This window comes from Arenibaculum pallidiluteum (assembly GCF_017355985.1).
In the GTDB taxonomy this organism is placed as follows: domain Bacteria; phylum Pseudomonadota; class Alphaproteobacteria; order Azospirillales; family Azospirillaceae; genus Arenibaculum; species Arenibaculum pallidiluteum.
Map to the genome: position 1 here is coordinate 570,589 of NZ_JAFIQU010000002.1, position 24,857 is coordinate 595,445.

At 70.1% G+C, this 24,857-nt stretch carries 29 protein-coding genes and 1 riboswitch; of the genes, 11 read left to right on the top strand and 18 right to left on the bottom strand.

Annotation, left to right across the window (positions count from 1 at the left end; all coding sequences use genetic code 11):
* Positions 1-12 precede the first annotated feature (12 nt).
* A complete protein-coding gene (gcvT, locus tag JUB13_RS06645) occupies positions 13-1,125 on the bottom strand; it encodes a glycine cleavage system aminomethyltransferase GcvT (protein WP_207477993.1) in 1,113 nt (370 codons plus the stop codon).
* Between the two features lie 148 nt (positions 1,126-1,273).
* Positions 1,274-1,361, bottom strand: a riboswitch (glycine riboswitch).
* Between the two features lie 172 nt (positions 1,362-1,533).
* Here gcvT and JUB13_RS06650 point away from each other — a divergent pair.
* Complete coding sequence (locus JUB13_RS06650) at positions 1,534-1,896, top strand: response regulator (protein ID WP_207477994.1); 363 nt, start codon at positions 1,534-1,536, stop codon at positions 1,894-1,896.
* A gap of 27 nt (positions 1,897-1,923) precedes the next feature.
* On the opposite strand, the gene JUB13_RS06655 is transcribed toward JUB13_RS06650, so the two are convergent.
* Genes JUB13_RS06655 through JUB13_RS06665 form a run of 3 tightly spaced genes read right to left on the bottom strand, consistent with a single transcriptional unit; the run spans position 1,924 to position 5,651 of the window.
* Positions 1,924-2,256 carry an Hpt domain-containing protein gene (locus JUB13_RS06655; protein ID WP_207477995.1) on the bottom strand — a complete coding sequence of 111 codons (333 nt, stop codon included), beginning with the start codon at positions 2,254-2,256 and terminating at the stop codon, positions 1,924-1,926.
* Complete coding sequence (locus tag JUB13_RS06660; RefSeq protein WP_207477996.1) at positions 2,249-2,638, bottom strand: response regulator; 390 nt, start codon at positions 2,636-2,638, stop codon at positions 2,249-2,251. The genes JUB13_RS06655 and JUB13_RS06660 overlap by 8 nt, the downstream gene beginning before the upstream one ends.
* On the bottom strand, positions 2,631-5,651 hold the full coding sequence (locus tag JUB13_RS06665; protein ID WP_207477997.1) for an ATP-binding protein: 3,021 nt from the start codon (positions 5,649-5,651) through the stop codon (positions 2,631-2,633). The genes JUB13_RS06660 and JUB13_RS06665 overlap by 8 nt, the downstream gene beginning before the upstream one ends.
* Positions 5,652-5,792: 141 nt before the next feature.
* On the opposite strand from JUB13_RS06665, the gene JUB13_RS06670 reads away from it, so the two are divergent.
* Positions 5,793-5,984 (top strand): hypothetical protein, encoded by a 192-nt coding sequence (locus tag JUB13_RS06670; RefSeq protein ID WP_207477998.1) that lies wholly within the window; start codon positions 5,793-5,795, stop codon positions 5,982-5,984.
* Between the two features lie 76 nt (positions 5,985-6,060).
* Positions 6,061-6,333 (top strand): hypothetical protein, encoded by a 273-nt coding sequence (locus JUB13_RS06675; protein WP_207477999.1) that lies wholly within the window; start codon positions 6,061-6,063, stop codon positions 6,331-6,333.
* Between the two features lie 13 nt (positions 6,334-6,346).
* On the opposite strand, the gene JUB13_RS06680 is transcribed toward JUB13_RS06675, so the two are convergent.
* Positions 6,347-7,027, bottom strand: coding sequence for a ribonuclease T2 family protein (locus JUB13_RS06680; RefSeq protein WP_207478000.1), 681 nt, complete (start codon positions 7,025-7,027; stop codon positions 6,347-6,349).
* A 7-nt stretch (positions 7,028-7,034) separates the two neighbouring features.
* Positions 7,035-7,643 (bottom strand): hypothetical protein, encoded by a 609-nt coding sequence (locus tag JUB13_RS06685; protein WP_236024758.1) that lies wholly within the window; start codon positions 7,641-7,643, stop codon positions 7,035-7,037.
* Positions 7,644-7,745: 102 nt separating this feature from the next.
* Between JUB13_RS06685 and ispH the strand changes: the two genes are divergently transcribed.
* From ispH to rnhA, 6 genes are all read left to right on the top strand, one after another.
* Complete coding sequence (gene ispH, locus JUB13_RS06690; RefSeq protein WP_207478001.1) at positions 7,746-8,705, top strand: 4-hydroxy-3-methylbut-2-enyl diphosphate reductase; 960 nt, start codon at positions 7,746-7,748, stop codon at positions 8,703-8,705.
* Positions 8,706-8,896: 191 nt separating this feature from the next.
* Positions 8,897-9,403, top strand: a complete 507-nt coding sequence (locus tag JUB13_RS06695; protein WP_207478002.1) for a MarR family winged helix-turn-helix transcriptional regulator — start codon at positions 8,897-8,899, stop codon at positions 9,401-9,403.
* A gap of 187 nt (positions 9,404-9,590) precedes the next feature.
* Entirely contained in the window at positions 9,591-10,076 is a 486-nt protein-coding gene (locus JUB13_RS06700) for an HlyD family secretion protein (protein WP_207478003.1), read from the top strand.
* A gap of 405 nt (positions 10,077-10,481) precedes the next feature.
* Positions 10,482-10,847 carry a hypothetical protein gene (locus JUB13_RS31780; protein WP_207478121.1) on the top strand — a complete coding sequence of 122 codons (366 nt, stop codon included), beginning with the start codon at positions 10,482-10,484 and terminating at the stop codon, positions 10,845-10,847.
* An 88-nt stretch (positions 10,848-10,935) separates the two neighbouring features.
* A complete protein-coding gene (locus JUB13_RS06710) occupies positions 10,936-11,901 on the top strand; it encodes a homoserine kinase (RefSeq protein ID WP_207478004.1) in 966 nt (321 codons plus the stop codon).
* The gene (gene rnhA, locus JUB13_RS06715) at positions 11,898-12,356 is read left to right on the top strand and encodes a ribonuclease HI (RefSeq protein WP_207478005.1); all 459 of its coding nucleotides are present in this window, start codon (positions 11,898-11,900) and stop codon (positions 12,354-12,356) included. Before JUB13_RS06710 ends, rnhA begins: the two co-directional genes overlap by 4 nt.
* A 45-nt stretch (positions 12,357-12,401) precedes the next feature.
* Here rnhA and JUB13_RS06720 read toward each other — a convergent pair whose 3' ends face one another.
* Positions 12,402-13,142, bottom strand: a complete 741-nt coding sequence (locus JUB13_RS06720) for a 3-oxoacyl-ACP reductase family protein (RefSeq protein WP_207478006.1) — start codon at positions 13,140-13,142, stop codon at positions 12,402-12,404.
* 238 nt (positions 13,143-13,380) lie between these two features.
* Between JUB13_RS06720 and JUB13_RS06725 the strand changes: the two genes are divergently transcribed.
* Positions 13,381-14,460: a hypothetical protein gene (locus JUB13_RS06725; protein WP_207478007.1), complete on the top strand. Its 1,080-nt coding sequence runs from the start codon at positions 13,381-13,383 to the stop codon at positions 14,458-14,460.
* Positions 14,461-14,532: 72 nt separating this feature from the next.
* On the opposite strand, the gene JUB13_RS06730 is transcribed toward JUB13_RS06725, so the two are convergent.
* The 4 genes from JUB13_RS06730 to JUB13_RS06745 all read right to left on the bottom strand — a co-directional run bounded on the left by JUB13_RS06730 (position 14,533) and on the right by JUB13_RS06745 (position 18,413).
* Entirely contained in the window at positions 14,533-15,513 is a 981-nt protein-coding gene (locus tag JUB13_RS06730; protein WP_207478008.1) for a TauD/TfdA dioxygenase family protein, read from the bottom strand.
* A 52-nt stretch (positions 15,514-15,565) separates the two neighbouring features.
* Positions 15,566-16,699 (bottom strand): ABC transporter substrate-binding protein, encoded by a 1,134-nt coding sequence (locus tag JUB13_RS06735; RefSeq protein ID WP_207478009.1) that lies wholly within the window; start codon positions 16,697-16,699, stop codon positions 15,566-15,568.
* A gap of 66 nt (positions 16,700-16,765) precedes the next feature.
* Complete coding sequence (locus JUB13_RS06740) at positions 16,766-17,503, bottom strand: ABC transporter ATP-binding protein (RefSeq protein WP_207478010.1); 738 nt, start codon at positions 17,501-17,503, stop codon at positions 16,766-16,768.
* Positions 17,493-18,413 carry an ABC transporter permease gene (locus tag JUB13_RS06745; protein WP_207478011.1) on the bottom strand — a complete coding sequence of 307 codons (921 nt, stop codon included), beginning with the start codon at positions 18,411-18,413 and terminating at the stop codon, positions 17,493-17,495. Before JUB13_RS06745 ends, JUB13_RS06740 begins: the two co-directional genes overlap by 11 nt.
* 57 nt (positions 18,414-18,470) lie before the next feature.
* On the opposite strand from JUB13_RS06745, the gene JUB13_RS06750 reads away from it, so the two are divergent.
* Positions 18,471-18,638: a hypothetical protein gene (locus JUB13_RS06750; protein WP_207478012.1), complete on the top strand. Its 168-nt coding sequence runs from the start codon at positions 18,471-18,473 to the stop codon at positions 18,636-18,638.
* Positions 18,639-18,836: 198 nt separating this feature from the next.
* Here JUB13_RS06750 and JUB13_RS06755 read toward each other — a convergent pair whose 3' ends face one another.
* The 7 genes from JUB13_RS06755 to JUB13_RS06785 all read right to left on the bottom strand — a co-directional run bounded on the left by JUB13_RS06755 (position 18,837) and on the right by JUB13_RS06785 (position 24,811).
* Complete coding sequence (locus JUB13_RS06755) at positions 18,837-19,325, bottom strand: hypothetical protein (protein WP_207478013.1); 489 nt, start codon at positions 19,323-19,325, stop codon at positions 18,837-18,839.
* Positions 19,326-19,341: 16 nt separating this feature from the next.
* Positions 19,342-19,908 (bottom strand): hypothetical protein, encoded by a 567-nt coding sequence (locus JUB13_RS06760; RefSeq protein ID WP_207478014.1) that lies wholly within the window; start codon positions 19,906-19,908, stop codon positions 19,342-19,344.
* 99 nt (positions 19,909-20,007) lie between these two features.
* Positions 20,008-20,268 carry a hypothetical protein gene (locus JUB13_RS06765; RefSeq protein ID WP_207478015.1) on the bottom strand — a complete coding sequence of 87 codons (261 nt, stop codon included), beginning with the start codon at positions 20,266-20,268 and terminating at the stop codon, positions 20,008-20,010.
* A gap of 109 nt (positions 20,269-20,377) precedes the next feature.
* Positions 20,378-21,871, bottom strand: a complete 1,494-nt coding sequence (locus JUB13_RS06770) for a malonyl-CoA decarboxylase (protein WP_207478016.1) — start codon at positions 21,869-21,871, stop codon at positions 20,378-20,380.
* Positions 21,872-22,019: 148 nt separating this feature from the next.
* Positions 22,020-22,481 (bottom strand): acetyltransferase, encoded by a 462-nt coding sequence (locus JUB13_RS06775; RefSeq protein WP_207478017.1) that lies wholly within the window; start codon positions 22,479-22,481, stop codon positions 22,020-22,022.
* Between the two features lie 139 nt (positions 22,482-22,620).
* Positions 22,621-23,679, bottom strand: coding sequence for an ATP-grasp domain-containing protein (locus JUB13_RS06780; RefSeq protein ID WP_207478018.1), 1,059 nt, complete (start codon positions 23,677-23,679; stop codon positions 22,621-22,623).
* Positions 23,680-23,920: 241 nt separating this feature from the next.
* Entirely contained in the window at positions 23,921-24,811 is an 891-nt protein-coding gene (locus JUB13_RS06785; RefSeq protein ID WP_207478019.1) for a DMT family transporter, read from the bottom strand.
* Between the last annotated feature and the right edge of the window lie 46 nt (positions 24,812-24,857).

Sequence of the window (24,857 nt, forward strand, 5' to 3'; positions counted from 1 at the left end):
TCGGAGGGCGGCTCAGCCGCGGTGGTAGCGATGGGGTGCGAAGGGCAGCGTCGCCACTCGCGCCGGGAGGGGCTTGCCGCGCACGAGCAGCGTCAGGGGCGTTCCTGGCGCGGCGAGGCTGGCGGGCACGTAGCCCATGGCGACGGGCCCGTCGACCGTTGGGCCGAAGCCGCCGCTGGTGACCTCGCCCAGCTTCGCGCTGTCGGCGCCGGTGATCTCGGTGTGCTCGCGCGCCGGCGCACGGCCGTCGGGGCGGATGCCCACGCGCAGCCGCCCCGGACCGTCGCGAAGCTGCGCCGCCACGACGGCATCGCCGGGATAGCCGCCCTCGGCGCGGCGGCGCTTGGAGATCGTCCAGGTCAGCGCCGCCTCGACCGGCGTGGTGGTCTCGTCGATGTCATGCCCGTACAGGCACAGGCCCGCCTCTAGGCGGAGCGAATCGCGTGCGCCGAGCCCGATGGGCTCGACCTCGGGCCTCGCAAGCAGCATGCGGGCGAGATCCTCCGCACGTGCCGCTTCGACCGAGATCTCGTATCCGTCCTCGCCGGTATAGCCGGACCGGCTGACCAGTGCGGGGATGCCGCCGATCTCCAGAGCACGCGCGCTCATGAACGCCATGGCGGCCGCGTCCGGGACGAAGCCCGCCAGCACGGCGGCAGCGGCCGGCCCCTGCAGGGCGAGCAGCGCGCGATCCTCGAGATGCTCGATCTCGATTCGGTCGCCGAGCCCAGTGCGCAGATGCGCGATGTCGGCGTCCTTGGTCGCGGCGTTGACGACCACGAACAGGTGGTCGGCGGCCCTGGTCACCATCAGGTCGTCAAGAATGCCCGCCCGCTCGTTGGTCAGCAGGGTGTAACGGATCCGCCCCTCGGCCAGGGCACGCAGGTCGCCGGGCACCAGCGTCTCGAGCGCGCCCGCGGGGTCGTCGCCGCGCAGGCGGAGCTGGCCCATATGCGAGACGTCGAAGAGCCCTGCCTTGTCACGGGTATGGAGATGCTCGCGCAGGATGCCGAGCGGATACTGCACCGGCATCGCATAGCCCGCGAAGGGCACCATGCGCCCCCCGAGCTCCTGATGCAGGGCATGGAGAGGCGTCGTCTTCAGACCATCATTCGATTCGGCCACCAGGAGTCCTCCGACAGGGCACCATGCCGCGGATAAGCGCGGCGAAAGCCCCCTCTGTCGCGGACCCTGAGAGATTCACCGGGATCGGGATCCCGGCTTACTCCGTCGGTGAGGGTCGCCGATTCCGGCTTCCCTGCTTTCCAGAGTGCTTCCCCCTGCGGTCCTTCTGCCTGAGAGTTTCCGGGGCGGTTGCTCCTTCGGCGCCGGCACCGGCCGGTCTCTCCCGCGAGGGGTCGTCAGCATGTGCCGACAGGCTACCGTCTGAAGCTGGAAAGTCAATCGAGGCAACGGCCGAGGCAGCGGTCGCGCCGAAGTCACCGACTATGTATTTGTGCATTAACGCGTTACGACTAATGTATGGGTCCCGGCCGGTAGTCGGCCGCGTCAACAATCGTCCAGCGGAAAGCCATGGCCCGCATCCTGGTCGTCGAGGACGACCCCATCTTCGCCGCCCTGATCGCGGCTTGGCTGGAGCGCAACGCCTATGTGGTGTGCGGGATCACCGCAGACCCGGCGGAGGCCATCGCCCTCGCGAGGTCCGAGGGCGCCGACCTTTGCCTCATCGACCTCTTCCTGACGGCGGCGCCGGTCGGCTACGACGTCGCCTGCGACGTGCTTGAAAGGCTGGGAATACAGGTGGTGGTGATGTCGGCGCGCCCGCCGTCCGAGCTTGTCGTTCCCTGCCTCGCCAAGCCCTTCACCGAGGAGCAGCTGATCGGGATGGTCCGCAGGCTGACGGCACCGGTCCGCACCCGCAGGGCCCTCACCTGACGAGCCCTTCGGGGGCGCCCGCACCGTTCAGGAGGCGCAGGCCCGGTCGAGCCCGTCGATCGCCGAGCCCAGCGCGGACAGGTCGGCAAGCCGCCCTTCCGCCCCGCCGTCCAGCGCGGCGCCGCAGAGGCTCTCCAGCCGGCCGCCCCAGGTGCTGATCTCGGGAATGCCGAAACTCGCGCCGCTGCCATGGAGCTCGTGGCCGATGCGGAGCAGCTCTGCCAGCGGCTCGTCCGACGCGTCCGGCGCCGCGGCCACCGCCACCAGAAGGATCCGGACGCGCTCGACCCGAAGCCGACAGCGCGCGAGATAGGCCTCGCGCAGGGCAGCCAGCCGCGCCTCGACCGGCCCCTCAGACATGAGCGTTCCTCCAGAGGCTGCGGACCTGGTCCGGCAGGGCCATCGGGTCGAACGGCTTCGCGATGACGCCGACAGCGCCCAGCTCCAAGAAGCGCGCCACCTCCGTGGGCTGGACCTTGGCGGTCATGAAGACCGTCGGAACCTGGGCGAACCCGTCGAGCCCGCGCAGTGCCGCCAGTGTCTCGGGCCCGTCCATGCCCGGCATCATGACGTCGAGCAGCACCAACTGCGCGCCGCTCGTCGGCGCGACCCGAAGGGCCTCCGCGCCGGAGGAGCACACGGTCAGGGAAAAGCCCCCGACGAGCTCCAGGCTCATCCGTGCCACCTCCTGGATGTCAGGGTCGTCCTCCACCAGCAGCAGTCGGACCAGTTCATCAGGCATCCATCGTCTCCTTCCGCGTGGTTCGCTGCCCATCCAGGACCGATCGGATGGTGGCCACCAGCTCGCCGATATCCGTGCGCGACTTCGTCACGACGCGCTCGACATGCCGTGCCGCTGAGGAGCCGACATCGATCGCCGAGAAGACGACCACCGGCAGGGGCGCCTCGCGGTCGGTCAGGGGCAGGATTTCGAGCCCTGATCCGTCGGGCAGGTCCAGGTCCAGAAGCAGCAGGTCGAAGCTGCGCTCGGCCAGCAGTCCGCGCGCCTCCGCCAGCGTCCGCGCCCCGGTGACGCGCGAGATGCCTTCGAGCGCGACACGGACGAGCTGGACGGTGTCATGATCGTCCTCGAGATGCAGGATCTCCGGCAGATCGGACCACCGGCCCTGCACGGCCTGGCGCAGCGTCTGCACCAGGCGGTCCATGTCGACGGGCTTGCCGAACCAGTCCAGGACCGCGGCCCCGCCGCTCTCGGCGCCGTCTCGGGCGGAGACGACGAGAATTGGAAGGCTGGCGCCATTCGGCATCTCGCGGATCTCCCGGGCGAGATCGAGGCCGCAGCGGTCAGGCAGATTGATGTCCAGGGTCATGGCCGCGTAGCGTTGCGACGCCAGAAGGTGCAGCGCGTCGGCCCCTTGATGCGCCGTGTCCACGGCGAACCCGTCTCGCTCGAGGGACAGCCGCAGGACCTCGGCGATGTCGACGTCGTCCTCGCAGACGAGGATCCGCGGCCGCGTCGTATTGCCCTGCCCCGCCTCGGGGATCAGGGGAAGGTCCACATGGAAGACGGTCCCGCGGCCGGTCTCGGTCTCGAAGCCGAGGCGCCCGCCGTGCCGTTCGACGATCCCGCGCGAGATGCTGAGCCCGAGCCCCGTGCCGCCGGTCCGCCGGGTGTCCGAGCTGTCGGCCTGGGCGAAGCGCTGGAAGATCCGGCTCCGGAACGCCTCCGGAATGCCGGGCCCCCGGTCCTCGACGGACAGGCGAGCGCTGCCGGCCCGGTGCGCCACCGCGACGGTGACGGTACCGCCCTGGGGCGAGAACTTGGCCGCGTTGGAGACGAGGTTGGCGATCACCTGGCCGATCCGCGCGGGATCGGCATTGACCATGAGCCGGTCGGGTCCGGGGGCGAGATCGAGCGTGACGCCCAGGCCCTCCGCGAAGGGGCGGTCCTGCTCGACCGCCTGCCGGGCGAGCTCCACGAGGTCGACCGGCTGGAACTTGAACTCGAGCTTGCCGGAATCGATCTTCTCGATGTCGAGAATGTCGTTGATCAGGCGGACCAGCCGCTCGCTGTTCTTCCTGGCGATTCCAAGCAGGTTCATCGCCTTGTCCGGCACGGGCCCGACGGCCCCTCCGACCAGCAGGCCCAGCGAGCCTGCGATCGAGGTCAAGGGCGTGCGCAGCTCATGGCTGACCGTGGAGACGAATTCGCTCTTGGCGCGCTCGGCCGCCCGACGCTGCGTGATGTCCCGCATGACGCCGACGAACCGGCGCTCGCCGCCAAAGCTGGTCTCGCTGACAGAGAGGTCGAGCGGGAATACCGAGCCGTCCGCGCGGATGCCCTCGACCTCCCGCCCCTTGCCGATGATCTTGGCCTCTCCAGTTGCGAAAAAGCGCGCGAGATAGCCACCATGGGCGCTGCGGAAAGGCTCCGGCATCAGGGTCGAGACATCGCGCCCCAGGAGGTCCTTGGCGGAGATCCCGAACATGCGCTCGGCGCTGGCGTTGCATCCGACGATCGTGCCGCGGGCGTCGATGGTGACGATGCTGTCCTCGACACTGTCGAAGACCGCGCGCAGCTCCGCCTCGCGCAGGGCAAGCTGCCGGTTAGTGGCGGACAGCGCCTCGGTGCGTTCGCTGACGCGGACCTCCAGCGTGGAATTGAGCTGACGCAGCCTTTCCTGCCTCGCGTCGAGCTCACCGGTGAGCTCGGCCAGGCTGTCGGCAAGCGAGCGGATCTCGGCCGTGATGCCGCCGACGAAGTTGAGTGCTCCTCCAGTCTCCCGGATCCGGCGGGCGCCGGCCGCGATGGCCTCCAGCGGAGCCGCGATCACGGCTCCGAGAAGCCAGCCGAGGATGGCCAGGGACAGGCCGACCACGACGCCGGTGGTCAGGATCTGCCGCTCCATCTCGCGGACCGGGCGGAGGACCTGCTCGGCATCCTCCAGCACGACCACGGTCCAGCCAAGAAGGGCCGGTTGAGCGCCCGCCGGCTTGGAGAGGCCCATCAGGAACCGCCTGCCTTCGGCACCGACCACCTCGGACGAACCGCTTCGGACAGCCGCCTGCAGCGCCTCGGCCGAAGGCCGGCTGGCTTCCTGGCCGCGCGGCTCGATCAGGATCTTGCCGTCGCGCGACAGCACGTAGAAGAGGTCGTCGATCGTGTATGGCGAGTCATCGAGGACCGCGGCGCCGATCTGCTCCGCCCAGCGCCAGTGCAGGTGCGCGCCGAGGACGCCCGCCACCTTCCCCTCGACCGTGCGGATGGGCGCGGCGACGTCCACGAAGCGGAGGGCTTCGTCGGCCCGTTCGCGCGGCAGCAGGCTTGCCAAGAGCTTGGCCTCGTGCACGTCTCCCAGAACGGGACCTTCGAGCCCGGCCCGGAACCAGTCGCGCTCGGCGACGCTGCGCCCCTCCAGCAGGCCGTTGGCGGCCACCACCACCTGCCCTTGCTGGTCCGCGAGGCCGAGCCAGGCGTAGAGCGGATAGCTCGCCGAGATCTTCGAGAGCCAGGCGCGCCGCACGTCCTGGGAGGTGCCGGGCTCCAGGAGCGGGCTCAGCACCGACAGCATCGATGCGGCAACGGAGATTTCGCGCTCGCGCTCAGCCAGCCCGTCGTCGAGCCTCTCGCGGATGGTCTGGGCGAGCCGATGCACCCGGCCTTCGGCCTGCCTCTGGCTGTTGGTCGACGCGATCTCTCCGGCGAGCGTCGCCGCCAGGATCGAGGCGCCCAGCCCCACCGCGCCGAGGCAAAGGCCGATCACGATACGAATGGACGGGCGAAATGAGCGCATGTGCCGGACTCCCTGCCAGCCCGTCGGAACCACGCGGGCTGGGCGGGCACGGTCGTGCAGCGCCGCTAAAGAATCGGTGAACACATGGGACGGGTGCGGCTCCTGCGGGTTCACGTCACAGGCAATCGACAGGAGAAGGCGATGGACCCGGCATCGAAGGAGGATCCCGAACGCGCGCCGGAGCGCGGGCAGGCCAAGGTGCCGCGCCCGCCGACACCCGAGGAGGTGGAGGAGGTCAGCAAGGCGCAGAGCCTCGTCACGGACGACTGGACCGGCGAAGGCGGCGCGCCGCCGGACACGCCGCCCGCGTCGGGATCGCCGGACCGGGACTGATCGCCCGGCGTGCGGTCTTGGAGCTCCGGACGCTCCGTGGCATTCATTTCCGCTCGCTCACCCCGGGAGGCGCGCCATGAACGGAAGTCCGGACGGCGAAATCGACGAGATCGAAAGGCTGCGGCACGAGCTCGCGCTCGAAAAGGCCCGGGTCGCGGGGTTGCGCGCGCAGGTCGCCGCGGCGGCGGAAACGGTCGCCCGCCATGCGCCCGAGCTCGCTGCCGAGACCGAGGCCCGCTTGCGGGGCGATGGGCCCCGCAAGAGCGCCTGGCGGCTGATCTACGACCGCGCCTTCGACGCCGCGGCGCGCCGGCACGGGATCGCCCGGCCCGAGGACTGGCGGGACTGAGGCCGCCGAGTGATCACGGCAGCGGGGGTATTGTCGCCTCGCCGAGCGGGCAGCGATCCTGGACGCCGCGGCCGCAGTTGCGGAAGCCCAGCTTCCGATCGAGGCAGATGCGGATCTCCGCCAGGAGCCCCTTGCGGCAGACCACCGCGCCGTTCTCCTCGGAGAAGCCGGGATTGACCTCGGCGAACAGGCGCTCGACAGCATCCACCTCCAGGGTCACGGGCTGGCGGGCCGAGATCAGCGCCTCGGGGATGCGGATCCGCCCGAAGGCCTCGCGCGCGAGGCGGAAATACTCCGCAGCACTCAGGCCGCTGCAGGTCCCGTGGCGGTTCCACTGGTGCCGGACGAGCCCGCGGCTCGGCATGACCGGCAGCATCGCGTCCTCGACGTCACGGGGGACCTCGCGGGGGACGTCCTGCTCGACCGCGCAGTATTGCGGCCAGGAGCCGCGCTCCCATTGCGGCCACAGCCCGTGCAGCACGAAGGCGAAGCGCCGCCCGGGTCCGCATTGACGCGGGTCGGCGTCCGGCTCCTCGGCGCAATGGGCCGGCGACCAGGACAGGCTCAGCACCCAGTAGTCGAAGCGCCCGGGCTCTCCACGGCGCTCGCGGCCGGACTCCTGCGCGAGGGCATCGGACGAAGCCGCCAGCGCCGTCAGCGCGGCGAGGACCCGCAGGAGGCGCAAGGCCGGCATGCCCGGCTCAGAAGGCGCGGTTCGACCGGTTGAAACGGACCTGGTCGGGGGTGAGCTGGAACCCCACGAACACCTGGTAGTCCTGGGCACGCCGGTTCTCCGGCAGCGGGATCGTCTGGCTGAGCTCCTCGATGGAGCCGGTCCGGCTCTGGCCTTCGGCGAACTGCATTGGGGCGTCGAAGAGCTGCTTGGATAGCACTTGGCCCTGCTGGTCGGCGACCGCCACGAAGTACTGGTAGGTCGGCTGCTGGCCCTGCCAGGCCGGACCGCGCTCGGCGCCGAGGACCAGGCGGAAGTCGACGGTGACGCGGCCCTGCTCCGGGCGGCAATTGCCGCTGAAGTCCACGACCGCCGCGCGGGAGAGCACGTCGGTGAGGTCGCGGCCGGCGCCCTGGCGGAACTCCGTCACCTCGGAGGCGTCCCGCAGGACGGCGACGCGCGGGCAGCGCGCGGGCGCCATCGCCTGCGCGGCCTGCCGTTCCTCGTCGTCGCCGCCGAACAGGCTGGAGCAGCCCGCCAGCAGCACGGGCAGGGTCAGCGCGGCGAGCACGGCGGACAGGCGCCGCCCCTCGGCCCCCGACCCTTTGGGATGGGCGAGGCGGGTCTTCGTGGACAAGGCGGTCTCTCGTGACTAGGTTCCTGAGGCCCCGCGACTTTAGTGGGCGCATCGGGCCGGCACAAGCCGGCCGCGCATCAGCCCCCAGGCGAGCCCGACACCATGAGCACCTCCCCGCTCACCATCCTGCTGGCCAGTCCCCGCGGTTTCTGCGCGGGCGTGGACCGCGCCATCCAGATCGTCGAGGTCGCGCTCGAGAAGTATGGCGCGCCGGTCTACGTGCGGCACGAGATCGTGCACAACCGCTTCGTGGTCGAGAGCCTGGAAGCCAAGGGAGCCGTCTTCGTCGAGGAACTCGACCAGGTGCCCGACGGATTCCCGGTGATCTTCTCGGCCCATGGCGTGCCGAAGTCGATCCCCGCCGAGGCCCGGCGCCGCGAGATGCTGTACGTGGACGCCACCTGCCCGCTGGTCAGCAAGGTCCATCGCGAGGCCGAGCGCCACTTCTCCGAGGGGCGGCAGATTGTCCTGGTTGGCCATGCCGGCCATCCCGAGGTGATCGGGACCATGGGCCAGCTCCCCGAGGGCACGGTCCTGCTTGTCGAGGACCTGGATGACGTGGCGGCGCTGCAGGTCAAGGATCCCGACAACCTCGCCTACGTCACCCAGACCACCCTGTCCGTGGACGACACTGCGCGCGTGGTCGATGCGCTGCGCGCCCGCTTCCCGAACCTCCACGGCCCGCGCCGCGAGGATATCTGCTATGCCACGACGAACCGGCAGGCGGCCGTCAAGGCTATCGCGCCCAAGGTCGACATGCTGCTGGTCGTGGGCGCGCCCAATTCCTCGAATTCCATGCGGCTGGTCGAGGTCGCGAAGCTCCACGGCTGCCCCGCCTCCCGGCTGGTGCGGCGCGCCGACGAGATCGACTGGTCGGAACTCGACGGCATAGGGCGGCTCGGCATCACCGCCGGCGCATCGGCGCCCGAGGTCCTGATCGAAGAGATCCTGCGCGACGCCCGCGCCCACCGTGACGTCACGGTGGAGGAAATCTCGATCGGAACCGAGAGCATCACCTTCAAGCTGCCGCGCATCCTGCTCGAGCCCGAAACGACGGCCTGACGGCGGCTCCAGCGCCGCTGCGCCGTCGGAAGCGCCGGCCCGGCGCCGCCCCTCCCCATTTCGATTCCACGCGAAGCCGGCGCTCCCCGCGGTGCCCGTCCGCCTGCCCGGCGCGAGCCCGGCGCCGCGCCCGCTCGCGACGACGGTCCATGTTGCTTGCATATTAGAAGCACGCTCATAATATCTAGCGCATGGAAAAAGTGCCCCCCGCCGACAGCTTCGGTTTCCTGCTGAGCGACGCCGCGCGGCTGATGCGCCGCCGCTTCGACCAGAAGGCGCGCGATCTCGGCCTGACGCGCGCGCAATGGCAGCTTCTGGCCCGCCTCGCCCGCAACGAGGGGGCGAACCAGTCCAGCCTCGCGGACCTCCTGGACGTCGAGCCCATCACCCTGTGCCGGCTGGTCGACCGGATGGAGGAAGGCGGCTGGGTCAGCCGCCGGCCCGATCCCGCGGACCGCCGCGCCCGCCTGCTCTTCATGACCGACAAGGCGCGCCCGGTGCTCGCCCGCATGCGCGCCCTGGCCGAGGAGGTCCACGCCGAGGGGCTGGAGGGGCTGGACCCGGGGGTTCGCGCGATCATGGCCGAGGGCCTCGCCCGCCTGCGCGCCAACCTCTCGGACCGTCAGCCCGAGCACCAGCCCGAGCTTCCGTCACCGCTTCCTGACCAGCGCCGCCGCCGAGAAGGCCTGCCCCAGTAACCGACACCCTCTCCGTCCGCACCACCGCCGCAGACAGGCGCCCGACCCGCTGGCGCCGCTTCGCGCTCATGGCATCCCTGCCGATCGCCCTCGCCGTCGGCGGCGGCTATCTCTGGGTGACCGGGGGACGCCACGTCGCGACCGACAACGCCTATCTCCGCAGGACAAGGTCGCCGTCAGCCCGGACGTGTCCGGGCGCATCGTCGAGGTGGCCGTGCACGAGAACCAGCAGGTCGGCGCGGGGGACCTGCTGTTCCGTCTCGATCCCGCCCCCTTCGAGGTGGCGGTCCGCCAGGCCGATGCCGCCATCGCATCGGCGCGCCTTCAGGTCGAGCAGCTTTGGGCGGCTTACCAGGAAAGCCTGGCCTCCCGGCGCGCCGCCAAACAGGAGGTCGAATACCGCCAGCACGACTTCGACCGCCAGCAGGCGCTGACCAGGAACGGCTGTGCGGCGCAGTCCCGCTACGACGAGGCGCTGAACGAGCTTCGGGCGGCCCTGGGCGGCGACCCGGACGTCGCCACGGACCGGCATCCCCAGGTGGCCGAGGCGCTGGCGCGCCGGGACAAGGCCGCGCTCGACCTCGAGCACGCGACGGTGCGCGCGCCGGCCGACGGCATCGTCAGCCAGACCGGCCGTCTCCTCGTCGGCCAGTGTATCCCGAGCGGCACCTAGGTCCTGAGCCTCGTCGAGACCCGGGAATCCTGGGTCGAGGCCAACTTCAAGGAGACCGACCTGGCCCACATGGCCGTGGGCCAGCCGGCCACCGCCGCCTTCGATGCCTATCCCGACCGCAGCTTCACGGCCCATGTGTAGAGCATCGGCGCCGGCACGGGGGCCGAGTTCCCGCTGCTGCCGGCCCAGAACGCCACCGGAAACTGGGTGAAGGTGGTGCAGCGCGTGCCGGGTACGACTGAAGGTCGATGGCGGCCAGTCCGGTCCGCCGCCGCGCAACGGCCTGAGCGCCTCGGTGGAGGTCGATACCGGACACAGCCGCGACCTGCTCTCGCCGATCCGCTCGGCCCTGGGGCTGCCGGCCCCGGCCGAGACCCGGCAGGCGGCGAACTGACGGGCACCGCCATGAATCCGGGCACGCCCTCCCCCGCCGGCTCCGTCCGGCACCGGGGGCTGATCACCGTGGCGATCATGCTCGCCACCATCATGCAGGTGCTGGACACCACCATCGCCAACGTCGCCCTGCCGAGCATGCAGGGCTCGCTGGGCGCCGCGCTCGTCCCGCTGTCCCAGTCGGTGCTGCTCGACATCACCCCCCAGGCGCTCGCCCAGCTCGATGCCATGGTCACGCAGCAGGCGGCGATGATCGCCTATCTCGACGACTTCAAGCTGATGATGTCCATCACCCTGGCGGCCCTGCCCCTGCTCGTCCTCCTGCGCCGTCCGGCCCGGCCCTCCGCGCCCGGGGGCGGTCATGCCGTGATGGAATAGACGCGGTCGTGGATCGGCCGGCGGGGATGGCGGCGGCAGGGCGGCGTCGGCGATTGACCGGCGCCGGCTTTCCCGGTAATCGCGGGGCATGGCCGTCTACACCGATGTCACGGACGAGGATCTCGAAGCCTTCGTCGCCCAGTACGACCTGGGCGCCGTGCTCTCGCTGAAGGGCATCGCCGAAGGGGTCGAGAATTCCAATTTCCTGCTGGTCACCGAGGCCGGCAGCCACATCCTCACGCTCTACGAGAAGCGGGTCCGCCCGGACGACCTGCCCTTCTTCCTGGGCCTGATGGAGCATCTCGCGGCCAAGGGCATCGAATGCCCCCTGCCGGTCAAGGCGCGCGACGGCGCCGCGCTGCGCACCCTGTGCGGCCGCCCGGCGGCCATCGTCAGCTTCCTGTCCGGCATGTGGCCCCGCCGCATCCTCCCCTGGCACTGCTCGGCGCTGGGCGGCGCGCTCGCCTCCATGCACCTGGCGGGCGCCGACTTCGCCCTGGCCCGAGAGAACAACCTGTCGGTGTCCGGCTGGCGCACGCTGGTTGAGGCCTGCGCGCCACGTGCCGACGAGGTCAAGCCCGGCCTGGCCGCGGCGATCACCTCCGAGCTGGCGGCGCTGGAGGCGCAGTGGCCCACGAGCCTGCCGCGCGGCGTGATCCATGCCGACCTCTTCCCGGACAACGTGTTCTTCCGGGGCGACCGGCTGTCGGGCCTGATCGACTTCTACTTCGCCTGCACCGACGCCTTCGCCTACGACGTGGCGATCTGCCTGAACGCCTGGTGCTTCGAGAGCGACGGGCAGTTCAACGCGACCAAGGCGCGGCTGATGCTGGCGAGCTACCGGCGCGTACGGCCCTTCGAACCCGCCGAGATGGACGCCCTGCCGCTGCTGGCCCGCGGCAGCGCGCTGCGCTTCCTGCTGACGCGGCTCTACGACTGGCTGAACCACCCGCCGGGAGCTTTCGTGAAGCCCAAGGACCCGCTGGAATACCTGCACAAGCTGCGCTTCCACCAGCGGGTCCGCGGCCCCGGCGACTACGGGTTGGACCGGTGACGGCGACCGGACCCGGCATCGTCGACGTCTTCACCGACGGGGCCTGCAGCGGGAATCCCGGCCCCGGCGGCTGGGGCGCCATCCTGCGCTGGGGCACCACGGAGAAGGAGCTCTTCGGCGGCGAGCCGGAGACCACCAACAACCGCATGGAGCTCACCGCCGCCATCATGGCGCTTGAGGCGCTGAAGCGGCCCGTGAAGGTGCGGCTGCACACGGACAGCCAGTATGTCCGCGACGGCATCACCAAGTGGATCCACGGCTGGAAGGCCAAGGGCTGGCTGACGGCCGACCGCAAGCCCGTGAAGAACGTCGACCTCTGGCAGCGGCTGGAAGCCGCGAAGGCCCGGCACGACATCGAGTTCCACTGGGTCCGCGGCCATGCCGGCCATCCGGAGAACGAGCGCGCCGATGCGCTGGCCCGCCAGGGCTGCCGGGAGTTCGGCGGCCGCGGCTGAGGCCCCGTCGCTGGCGGCGGCCAGCCTCGCCCCCGCCGCCCGGGGTCAGGTGTTCGCCCCACCATCGATGGTGAATTCGGCGCCGGTCACCGACCGCGCCTCAGCACCCGCAAGCCAGGCCACCAGACCCGCCACGTCGCGGGGATCGCCGAAGCGCGGGATCGCCATCCGGGCCCGTTGGAGGTCGGCATCGCGGCTGTCGGCCGGGTTCATGTCGGTGTCGGTGGACCCGGGATGAACCACGTTCACCGTGATTCCACGCGATCCGAGGTCGCGTGCCATGCCCTTGGTCATGCCGATTATGCCGGCCTTGCTGAGGGCGTAGAGGCTGACCCCCGGCCCCGGCACGCGCTGGGCGAAGCTGCTGCCGATGGAGATGATCCGGCCGCCATCGCCCATGTGCCGCGCGGCGGCCTGCGAAGCGATGAAGGCGGCGCGCAGGTTGATCGCGATTGACTCCTCGAAGTCCCGCAGCGTCAGCTCCTGCAGCGGCTTGGCGACGAAGATTCCTGCGTTGTTGACGAGGATGTCGAGGCGCCCCAGTTCGGCGACGGTTTGTTCCACCGCGGCTTCGACGGCCGCGGGATCGCGGTTGTCCGCCGCCAGCGGAACAGCGCTCCCACCATTGCTCGCGATGCCCGCCGCGACGGCCCGCGCCTCCTCGGTCGCGCGCGCATAGGTCAGGGCGACGGCCGCGCCATCGGCCGCCAAGCGCCGGGTGATCGCGGCACCGATGCCGCGGCTGCCACCCGTCACGAGAGCTACCTTCCCACTGAGATCGGCCATGACAGGCCCCATTCTGTGTCAATCGATACATAATTGGTGGCGATCGCGAGTCCCGCGGTCAAGCCATTTCCGTATCGATCAGCACAAAAAAGCTCCATGGCCGGCGGAGGTGGATACACCCCGCGCCGATGCCTCTACATTTTCGGCCCAGGGGTCCCAATGGGACAGGCTTGCCCCGAGGCGCCTTTTCACGATCAGAAGCGTTGCACGTCCTTGAGCCTGGGGAGGGAGGAGGATCATGGCCCTGGATGACGACCGCTGCCGCCATCTCGGCCGGACGCTGCGCCTTGCGGCGCTCGCCCTCCTCCTTCATGGCTGCACGGGCTTCGGCCCCGCCGCGGTCGGTCGGGACCGGATCGACTACGCCCAGGCGGTCGCCCGGTCCGCCCAACGCGAGATGCTCCTGAACATCGTCAAGCTGCGTTTCGGCGAGCCGCCGACGCTCAGCTCCGTCAGCCAGATCGTCGCGGGCTACACGATCGAGGGGCGGGTCGATGTCGGGACGAACCTGCTGCGGCCCGGATACTGGCTCGGCGACGATGTGTCCGTCGGGGTGGGTGGCACCTTCAGCGATCGTCCGACCATCACCTACAATCCCGTCCGCGGCAGCGACTACGCGCGCATGCTGCTCACGCCGCTGCCGCCCTACGAGCTGATCGCGATGCTGACCTCCGGCGCCCCGGCGGACGCGACCCTGCGGCTCGCGGTCAAGAGTCTGAACGGCGTGCCCATTGGGCGGAAGCCGGGCGACGGCACGCCGCCGGACCCCCGCAGCATCGAGACGCTGGAGCTGCTGGAGATGCTGCGCGCCAGGGGCATCCTGGGAACGGAGTTCGAGACGAGCGGCGGCGAACGGCACGTGTCGCTTCTGGTGAACGAGACGGATGGCAGGCTCGACCCCGACGCGCGCAAGCTGATCGAGCGTTTCCGCCTGGATCCGTCGCGCCGCAAGTTCCGGATCGTCTTCGGCTTCCACCGGAACCGGCCCGACGAGATATCGATCTACACGCGCTCTCTGGTCGAGATCCTGAACGCCGTGGCGGACGAGATCCAGGTGCCGCTCGACCTCGTCCACGGCGGCCAGACCTACGCGACGCGGGGCCCGGCCTATCCGGCGGAAGTCTCCGTGCGCATTCGCTCGCACGCCACCCGGCCAGACGACGCCTTCGTCACGGTGGACTATGGCGGCGTCTGGTACTCCATCGACAACGGAGACTTCGCATCGAAACGGACCTTCGGCCTGCTGATGCTGCTGGCCGCGGTCATGGAGACGGCGGGCCATTCGCCGCTGCCGGTGATCACCATCCCGTCGGGATAGCCGGGGACCGTAGCACCATCCGGGTCCGAGACGGCCCTGATGGTGCTCCGGGACTTGCGGACGACCTGCCGGTCACGCGTTCTCGGGCTCGTAGGCGTCGATGGGCTCTCCCTTAATCGCCGTCGACGGCCTCCCGTCGACGCCCACGGGCACGTCGCCGCGCAGGGTGATACGGTAGAGCTGGCGGTCGAAGTCGAGGCTGTAGATGTCCCGCGGCGCCAGATGGGCCGTCGTGCGGTTGTCCCAGAACGCAATGCTGCCGGGATGCCACCGGAACCGGACGGTGTATTCGGGCCGCGTCACATGCTCCCACAGCAGCTCCAGGAGCTGCTGGCTCTCGCGCGGCTTGAGGCCGGTGATGCGCTTTAGGAAGGAGGGGCTGACGAACAGCACGCGCTCGCCGGTCTCGGGGATGACGCGGACCAGCGGATGCTCGCTGATTAGCGGCCGGGCGGAGTTCCTCCTGATGAAATCCTCGGTCGGATCCTGCCCCTCGGGCGGGGTGAAGTAGTGGACCCCGCGCAGGGTGTCGACGAAGCCGCGGAGCGTCTCTGACAGGCCGGCATAGGCTTCGGCAAGGTTGGTCCACAGCGTGTCGCCGCCATAGGGCGGAATCACGTCCCCGCGCAGAATGGAGGCGGCCGGCGGGTTCACCGCTGCCGTGATGTCCGAGTGCCAGCCGGTCCAGGGGCGGATCAGCTGCTCGCCCGTGTGGCGGTCGGAGAAGCGGTTGCGGGCGACGGAGTAGACCTGCGGATGCCCTTCCACGAAGCCGTAAACCGCGTGGCCGATGGTCGGCTGGCCGAAGGCGCTGGCGAAGGCGACATGCTGGTCGTGGGTGAGCGGCTGGTCGCGGAAGAACACGACCTTCCATTTCAGCAGCGCGGCCTGGATTTCTTCGACCACGGCGGGATCGAGGGGGCGGCTCAGGTCCGCCCCCTCGATCTCCGCGCCGATATGCCCGGTCAGGGGATGCACGGCGATGTGCCGCGGGACGAAGTCCTGCAGGGAATCGGGAGCGGTCCGGGGCGTCGTCAGTGCGGTAGCGGTCATGTCATGCCTCTTCGGGTTCTGCACGGCCAGGCCGCGCGGGGGACGGAGGGATTCAGTTCGCGGCGGCCGTGGCGGCCGGTGCCGCGGCGGGCGGCTGGACGAGATCGCGGGGCGTCACCCCGTCGGCCCTGTTCTGCCAGGCGACGATGTCGTTGAAGCGGGCGTCCAGGTAGGGAGCGATCGTGACCTCGCGCTTCAGGGCGCCCGTGGCCCGCAACCCGTCGGCGATCTGCTGGAAGACCGCCGCCGATCGCGCATCGATGGGGTAGAACGCCCCGTTCCCCTCGTTCTCGAGCAGGAACTTGCCCTGCTCGAAGGTCAGGCCCTGGACCTGGACGTAGCTGGCCCTGATCCATTCATCGGGATTGGCCTCCTGCCAGTTGTAGGACTGGACGGTCCGGCGCAGGAAATCCGCAAGGGCCGCGGATTTCGCGGGATCCTCCAGCAGCTTCCTGCGCACGAGGACGACGTTCAGGCCCCAGTTGTGCCCGCGCCCGTCGGCAAGCACCGGCGGCTGACCCAGACGGAAGTACTGCTGGCCGAGGACCATGGCAGCGTCGACCCCGCGCGAGGAGAAAGTCGGCGCGACCTCGGCGCCGGCGAGCTGAACGCCCTTCACCGAGGATCCGAGGCTGAGCCCGTTCGCATGCAGGATCCCGGCGAGCGCCATGTGGCGCCCGGTGCCCGGCGGATAGGCGACGGTCCTGTCCCTGAGGTCGGCGACGGACCGGATCCCCGATCCCGGCTGCGCCACGAGATAGTAGTTCCCCGTGCTGCCGGGATTGGCGATCAGCGCGACGGCGACGACGTCATCGACCCCGGCCGCCAGGGCGATGGGCAGTGGCGCCTCGCCGACATAGCCGATATCGGCCCCTCCGGCGATCAGGGCCTCCAGCACGGCGGGACCGCCGTTGAAGTTGGCGAAGGCGATCTCGTAGGGCGCCCCGGCCGCGACCCCCGAGAGCCTCCAGGGGATCGAGGCTTGGTCGTTCTGCTCGGCGACCACCAGCCGGACGCCCTTCGGAACGGCCGAAGCCAGCCGGGCGGCGAGGTCGCCCTCCCCGGCCGGGGCCGGCGTCGCCACGAGGGAGCCGAACAGGGCCAGCATCGCGAGACGCGCCAGCCAGGCGAGGCCCGACGGGGGGCGGCGATGCGGCGCCGGGGCTGAGAAGGATCGGTCGGTCACGTCTGGCTTCCTTGTCGAGGGGCCGGATCCCGCGGCCGTGGCGGGACGGCAGTGGGGAAGGTGTCGTCAGTCGGCGTCCACGCCGAGCTCGGACAGCAGGCGTCGGCGCAGCGCGGCGAAGCGGGGATCGGAGCGGCTCCGGGGTGCCGGCACCTCGACCGGGGCGCTCAGGGAGATCCGCCCCTCGGTCAGCACCAGCACGCGGTCGGCGAGAAGGATCGCCTCGTCCACGTCATGGGTCACGAGGAGCACGGCCGGCCGATGCCGCTGGTAAAGGTCCTTCAGCAGCGCATGCATGCGAATACGGGTCAGCGCATCCAGCGCCCCGAAGGGCTCGTCGAGAAGCAGAAGCTGCGGCTCGCGCACCATCGCCCGCGCCAGGGCGACGCGCTGCGCCTCCCCGCCCGAGAGCGTCCGCGGCCAGGCCTGGGCGCGATCATGCAGTCCGACCTCGGCAAGGGTCGCAAGGCCGCGCTGCCTGGTCTCCTGCGTCTGCGGAAGTCCGAGGGTGACGTTGCGCAGGACCGAAAGCCAGGGCATCAGCCTCGGATCCTGGAACACGACGGCGCGGCGCCTTGGCACGCGGATATGCCCTTCGACCTCGGCGTCCAGCGCGCCCAGCACGCGCAGGAACGTGCTCTTGCCGGATCCGCTACGTCCCAGGAGCGCGACGAATTCGCTGGGGCGCATCTCGAGCGAAAGGTCCCTGAGGACCGCGTGGTCCCTGAACGCCTTCCGGACGTCCAGTGCCTGGACGGCAAGCGGGCCGCCCACCGTTCCGAAGTCCGGCTGCTCAAGCGCCATCGAACGCCCTCCGCCAGCTCAGGAGCCGGGCCTCCAGGAACCGCGCCAGGGCCAGGGAGAAGAGGCCCAGCAGCGCGTAGATCCCCAGCAGCACGAAGATCACGTCGACGCGGAAATACTCCCGGGCATCGCTCATCATGCGTCCAAGCCCGGCCGGCGCGTTGATGGTCTCGGCGAAGATCAGGGCGAGCCAAGCCGCCGTCAGGGCGAGGCGCAGCCCCACGAGGAAGCCCGGCAGCGCGCCGGGCAGGATCACGGCCGTGATCAGTTCGCGCCGGCCGACGCCGAAGGTCCGCGCAGCCTCGACAAGGGAGGCGTCCACGTTCCTGATGGCGCTGTAGGTGTTGATGTAGACGGCGATGCACACGCTGAGCGAGATCAGAGCCACCTTTGGCTCCTCGCCGATCCCGAACCAGGCGATCAGCACGGGCAGGAAGGCGAAGTTCGGGACGGCGTGCAGGATCTCCATGTTGGCGTCGATCAGGTTCTCGCCCCAGCGGGTCAGGCCAGAGACGAGGGCCCCCGCGACACCCAGGGCCACGCCGACCGCGAGGCCGTGCAGGACGCGCCCGAGCGACGCCAGGACATGGGCCTGCAGCTCGCCGGAGCCGAGCATGACGAAGGCCGTGTTCAGGACGGTCGCCGGGCCCGGGGTGGTCCTGGCATCAAAGATCTCCGCCATGGACAGCACCTGCCAGGCCACGATCAGCGCCACGGGTCCCAGCAGGCGCTGCAGCCAGCGCGGCACCCGGGACGCGGCGGCAGGGACGATGCCCTGCGTGCGGGGATCGACGAGGCCGAGGCCGGTCGGATCCGTGGACCGGTCCGCTTCCCAGGCCAAATCGCCCTCGCATGCGGCCAGGGCATCGACGGATGCCGTGCTTGCCAGGGATGCCGATGCGGGTGTCATGCGCCCCCCTTGGGAGCAGCGATCCCGGCGGCGGCCGCGGCGATGGGGGAGGAAGCCATGGAACGATCCCTTGCAGTCACGACGGGTGGTTCGCCGCGCGGGCTGCGCGGCATTCCTTCAGGCATTCGCGATCAAAGGAGAGGACTTGCGGCCAACCCGATCAGATGCGGGCTGGATTTCCCGAAAGTTGCGGATCCATTCCGCAGCAACAAAAAAGGATCATGATCCCGCCAAACTCGCAGCCGATACAGGAGAATTCCGCCTGGCGTCTTGATCGGTCACGAAGATGTTGGACGCTTTTCATTCTGCTGTGAAGCCAAACAGAATTTTTTTGTTCCGGCTTCAGGGAGAAGCTTTTTCTCCTACAGCGGCGTCGATCGAAGAGCTTCTTCTCCGGGCCGCCGCGGCGCGGTGCACTGCGATTCAGGCACTCGGCGGCATCTGCAGGCGCTCCTCGGGCTCGCCGAAGAGGAAGCGCTCGGGCTGGGCGTAGCGGGCGCGCAGCTTGGCCAGGGCGCGGTCCGAGCTCGACGCCCAGACCAGGAAGCTGCGCCAGGGCACGGGCCCGCCGCCGGGCGGCACGCGCTCGATGGCGACCCGCCACAGCCGGTCCCCCATGACCTTGCGCTCGTCGAAGACGACCAGGGGCGCGGCCTTCAGCCGCAGCTCCCTGAGAATGCGCTTCTGGGCCTCGATCTCCGCGGCGACCGCCGAGCGCCGCTCCTGCTCGGTCGCTTTCAGGCGCGTCAGCTTCAGCGTTTCCCGGGCGAGCTGGCGAGCATGGTCCGACAGCTTGCGGAGCCGGCCTTCGCGCTGCTTCTGCATGGCCCCTGCCGTGCGCATCTGGTGCGAGACGCGGAAGGCGCCGATCAGGACCGCGGCGAGCACGCCGTAAAAGCCGAGTCCCCCCATGCTCCGCTCCGCCCGTTCAGACCAGGGCCTCGCCCACCGCGGTGGGGCCAGCCAGGCGGGTGAGGTGCGGCGGCGCCATGTCGGATTTCACGATCGTGAAGCCCAGCGCGGGAGGAAAGCGCTGCTCGGCCTGGGAGCGGGCGCGGTCCAGATTGACCGCGGGGACAAGAACGGCCTGGGGCCGGGTCCAGGATCCGTCGAAGAAATAGCTGCCACCGCCCCGGATGGTCAGCGCATCCTGCTTCTTGTTGGCGATCAGGAACAGCCAGAGACTTGCCCCTGGCGGCACGTGCTCGTCGTCGAGGATGCGCAGGACCGCCTCGTTCAGCGCTTGGGCGGTCCGCAGCTCGGCCTCGAGATTGGCCTTCTCGAACTCCAGGCGCGCGCGCTCCGAGGCAACGTCGGCGACCTCCGAGCCCAGCCGCGTCTGCCTCAGTCCCAGCCGGGCGCCGATCTTCAGATAGGCATCGACGCGCACGTCCAAGCCTGCCAGCCGCGCGCGCAGCCCCGACCAGGTCGGAAACCTCCAGACCACGAGGATGGCGATCGCGAAGGCCACGGCGGTCGCGGCGATATCGAGCATGGCTCCGGGCCGGTGGGACGTGCGGACGTCCGACTATGCCCGAAGACCCGATCGGACGCACCGGCCGCGTGAAGATGCGGTGCGCCGCCGGGGCCGGGATCAGGAGGCCGAGCGCAGCGGGTTGCCGGTGCTCATCAGCTCGACATTGGCGACGTCGGAGAGCTGCGCGCGCAGGCGTTGGAGCACCCGGCTGCCGTCCTCGGCGTTCTCGTTGACCGCTTTCACGACGAAACCGCCATCGCCGCGCGCGGCGATCAGGATGTGGTCCGCGCGGAACACGCCCTCGCCCTCGGTCACGAGGCCGTTGCCCTGAAGGCGGTTGCGCAGCTCGTCCAGCGTGATGGTCTTCCGGGAGTCCAAGATGTTCCGTCCGTCTTCGTGTCGCGGGTTGCCCCCGCCGGCCGAATGGCCGCTGCCATCCGTACAGGATCATTGTGCAACGCGGGAAGGGATGTTTCCGTGACGGCGCTCACACGCTCTCATGCGCGGTTGGATCAGGCTGCGGGTCCGGCTGGCGCTGCTGCAGCAGCCGCGCAAGGCCGGCCGGGCGGCGGCGGCGCACCGGCCGAAGCAGTTTCTCGACCGCCGGCGACAGGGCGACCGCATGGGTCGCCGCGAACCGCTCGTGGTTTCGCTCGATCTCGCCGGATTCGTAGCGGTAGTTCACCATGATCGCGGCCGACTGCCGCATCCCCTTCGGCGAGGTGTCGCCGAGCCAGTTCAGCCGCTCGACCCGCGCCCCATTGCCGAGATGGAACCGCGCGACGGGGTCGAAGGCGGAGGCCTGGACCTCCTTCCCCGTCTCGGCGCCGGGACCGGCGATGTAGCGGGCGCACAGCCGAAGCAGCGGCTCGCGCAGCGCCTCGGCGAGCTGTGGATCCTGCTGCCAGTCCGGCACGGCCAGGAGCGGCGCCAGGGCCTCGGCATCCTCCTCCACCAGGCCCGCGGCCTGCGCAACGGCTCCCTGGTCGAGCCGACGAAGCCAGCGCAGGAAGCCCGGAACCGGCGACAGGGTCGAGAAGACCTCGATGCCCGGGAACTCGGCGCCGAGATCGTCGACGACCCGCTTGATCAGGAAGTTGCCGAAGCTGATGCCGCGCAGCCCTTCCTGCGTGTTGGTGATCGAGTAGAAGATCGCCGTATCGGCGGCACGCGGGTCGAGCACGGGGGCCGTCTCGTCCAGCAGGGTCTGGACATTGTCCGCGATGCCGCGGGTAAAGGCGACCTGAACGAAGATCAGCGGTTCCCCCGGCATGCGGGGGTGGAAGAAGGCATAGACCCGCCGGTCCGCGTCCAACCGGTTCTTCAGGTCCGACCACGAGCGCACCTCGTGCACGGCCTCGTATGTGACCAGCCTTTCGAGGAGCGAGGCAGGGCTGTCCCAGGTGATGCGCCGGAGTTCCAGGAAGCCTACGTCGAACCAGGTGGCGAGCAGGTGCCGCAAATCCCAGTCGAGCGCACGCAGCACCGGGTCGTCCCCCTGCATGGCCAGCAGGTCGGTGCGCATGTCGACCAGGAACTTGACCCCGGCCGGCAGGCTGGTGAAGCGCGTCAGCAGGCGCACCCGCGGCGCCTCCGCCGCCTCGCGCAGGGCCCGCTCGGCCTCGGCGCGCTGCTCGGTCGAGGCAGCCTCGAGATAACGGCGCGCCGCATCGGACAGTGCCCGGGGATCCGCGCCGAAATCCCGGGCCAGAAGGCCGAGGAAGCGACACCGCCCAAGGGTGCTGAGCTTCAGGTAGACCTGGCCCAGGGCGGCCGCGCGGGCCCTTGCCGAGACCTCGCCGCCGCGCGCCTCCAGGCTCTCGCGCATCGCACCGGCCAGCATGTCCAGGTCCCCCGGCGCGAGGTCCGGGGTCGAGGGTGCCTGGGCCAGGAAGCCCGCCGCCGACGACAGATCCCGCCACCGGGCGAGGAGAGAGGTGAGGGATCGATCGAGCGCCAGGGCGCCGAAAAGGCCCGTCATGCTGTGTCTCCGCCGAATGACGGCGCCGGTGCGGGCGTCGGAAGCCGCGGCGCTGCGCCCTCCGGGCAGGATACAGGGGCGCGCCGCGGGTGAAACCGTCCGGAGGGCATAGTTCCGTTGCGGGGCGTCGCCGTCCCGCGCGGAACGGTCAGGACCGTCGGCTCGCGTCGCGATCGCCACGCGCGAGGTGAATCAGCGGGAACGGGCGGCCGCTGCCATCCAACTCGGACCGGCCCACCTCGCGGAAGCCGAGCCGCCTGTAGAACTCCAGCGCTCCCGGGTTCTGCGCGTTGACGTCCACGCGGAGATCGGGGCCGTCCCGGAGGGCCGAGGCAATCAGCGCACGGCCGATGCCGCGTCCGTGCCACGCGGGATCGACGAAGAGCGAGTCGATCATGCGTCCCGTCATCCCCATGAATCCCAGGGGACGATCGGCTTCGGTGGTGGCGACCACGAACTGCGTGCTCGGAATGTAGTCGTCACGAACGCATCGCGCGTAGAACGCGATGTCCTCGTCGGTCAGGAAATGATGCGTGCTGCGCACCGCCGAGTGCCAGATATCGAAGAGAACGGGCGCGTCGCCGGGATTGGAGAGGCGGATCAGGATCATTTCGCACGCGGTCTCCGGTGTCGCTGAAGAAGCAGAACGGCCGCCCGGCCATGATTTGCCTCAACGCTGCCCGACCTCATACTGGTTCTGCGGCGGCTTCGGAAGCCCGCGCTGAGGCCGCGGGCCGGAGCGGAACCTGTCACGCGCCGGCGGCGATCATGGAGGCCGCGATGCGCTGCTCGGACCAGGGGACGTCATGGTACGCGCCTGAGAGATAGGGGCTGTTCCGGTCGCGTCGCCATTCCGACGGGAACAGCGCGATGGTCCGGCCTGCCACCCGGTCGGGGGCGGGCCGGTAGGGGCGGCCGCTCACGGCGCAGGCCAAGGCGCCGCACAGGTCGGCACCGATGCTGCCGCCGAGATGCGTCGTCTGGGTCGGGCGCGCGTTCAGCTCCAGGAACACCGGCGGCCCGCCATCCTGCGGCAGCACGAAATCGATCCCGCCGAAGCCGGAATATCCCAGATGGGCGACTAGGCGGCGCGTGGCCTCCATCATGCCGGGGTCGTCCACGATCTCGATCACCGAGGAGGGGCCCAGGGGTTGCGGGTGCCGGTGAACGATCCTGTATGCGAACTGGGCGAGCACCTCGCCCTTCAGCGCGCTGAAGGACACTGCGGCGGCGATGCCCGGTACGAACTCCTGCGCCGCGATCTCGCCGTCCGGAAACAGCGCGTGGCGGCGCGCGGCGAGGACTCGGGCGCCGTCGATCGCCTCCTCGGGTGTCCGGACGATGAGGATGCCGCCCCCGCCGCTCGTGTGATCGGCCTTCACGACGATCGGGCATCCCAGCTGCGCCAGCTCGTCCGCACGCGTGAGCGCCGGCGTGATCAGGATCTGGCGCGGCGCGCGGATGCCGATCCGGGCTGCCGCGGCGAGTGTCGCGGATCGGCGGCGCAGCCCGGGATCCGCTAGGCCGAGCCAGTCCGCGGCGAGGCTCCGCGCCCGCTCGAAGGCGGCGTCCATGCCGGGCTGTCTGCAGAACATCTCCAGCAGCCTGGAGGCCGCGTCGTCGCAGGGAACGATCACCTGCGCCGCGCTCTCGGCCACCAGCTCGACAATGGATCCGGCAAGCTGCTCCATGACGATCGGCCCGCTGAAGGCGCGCCCGCCATCGAGGCATTCGCTCTTCAGCAGCATCGCGCCGTGCGGACAGAAGACCCAGACGCCGAAGCCGGCCTTCTTCAGCGCATGGGGCATGCGCGCCGAGCTGGCCCAACTGGAAGCGGTAGAAAAAAGGATCAAGTTCGGCATTATTCTTTGACCATCCGCGAACCTGCGCATGTCTGCGCCGCAACATGGGCCGAGAAGTGGAAAGCCTCTCCGCGCAGCTTTAAAAATCCATGAACGTCCGTTCTGGCGACAGACCGGCTTCTATGGTGATTTCCGTAACGGCACCCGGACCCCGATCCGGACAGTTCTTTAGAATTGGCCAAAAATACTATCGGTTGAAGATCAGCGCGATGCCCCCGACGGTGACCGCGGCGCCGATCCAGCCGCCAAGGGGCGGCCGCCGGCCGGTATAGGCCCACAGCAGAGGAAGGATCAGCACTGGCGTGGTCGAGGACAGCGTCGAGACGATCCCCGGATTGCCGTCCGACAGGGCCACCAGGACCAGCGTCATCCCGATCCCCATGCCGAGCATACCGTTGACGGCGACGAGACCGAACAGGCGCGGCGTGACGCCGCAGAAGAGGCCGGACGTGCCGGGCAGCAGCCCCGACACCAGAAGGCCCGCGCAGGCGACCGCCACGCGCACGCAGCTCGCCGCGATGGGGTCGACGCCGGCCGCCATCACCGGCTTGGCGAGGATCGTGCCCGCCGCCTGGCAGAACGCGGCGGCGAGCGCGAAGGCGACGCCGCCGATCAGCCGTCCCTCCAGCCGCTCCACCGCATGCCCATCCCCGGACGGGCGGCCGAAGAAGACGGCGACCATGACGCCGCCCGTGCACAGCAGCAGCCCCAGCAGCCCGGCCGGCCCCAGCAGCTCGTCCAGGACGAGCCAGCTCATCAGCGCCGCCATCGGCGCGGCGGTGGCATAGACAACGGCATTGCGCCGCGGTCCGATCACCTGAAGCCCCCGGAACAGCAGGCTGTCACCGACCAGGATGCCGACGATGCCCGACGCCGCCAGCCCCAGGAGGTGTCCGGCCTCGAGCGTGCGCCAGGTCCCGAGCGCCAGCGTCACGGCCAGCAGCATGACCAGCACGATCACCATGCGGAGCCGATTGAACGAAAAGGCACCGAGGGTACGGACGGGACCGATGGCGATCAGGCCGCCGATCGCCCAGCAGAGGGCGGCCCCGAGGGAAGCGAGGTAGGACACGGTCATGGCGGCGCAAGCTAGGTGATGGCGCCGCGGGAAACCAATGCCATTC